Genomic DNA, 286 nt, shown 5'->3' on the forward strand with positions numbered 1-286 from the left:
TGCGTGTTCTTTGGTTATTCCCGGCAGTACCACTTCTTGCGCTACGCTACCTGCGGCATCAAAAATACAATTTACTAAGTTAATAGGGGTAAAATAAAACGGCTCAGCAATATTTACGTTTTGTACGCGAGCAAATTTAAGGGTTAAACGCTCTTTTTTAAATACGCCTTTTTTGAGTAAAATTTCGTGTTCTTCAGAAATACAAAAACGAAAGCTTTTATAATATAAAAAAGAGTAAATAAGCAAAGCAACAAGCGCGACGGCTCCGGCAATTTGTCCCCAAAAT

At 37.1% G+C, this 286-nt stretch carries 1 protein-coding gene; it reads right to left on the reverse strand.

Annotated features, from left to right (window positions below; genetic code table 11):
• Window positions 1–286, reverse strand: a 286-nt coding sequence (locus AAEY57_RS19705; RefSeq protein WP_350608633.1) for a PH domain-containing protein, incomplete at both ends; no start/stop codon positions are given.

This window comes from Pseudoalteromonas sp. MER144-MNA-CIBAN-0113 (assembly GCF_040308965.1).
Classification (GTDB): Bacteria; Pseudomonadota; Gammaproteobacteria; order Enterobacterales; family Alteromonadaceae; genus Pseudoalteromonas; species Pseudoalteromonas tetraodonis.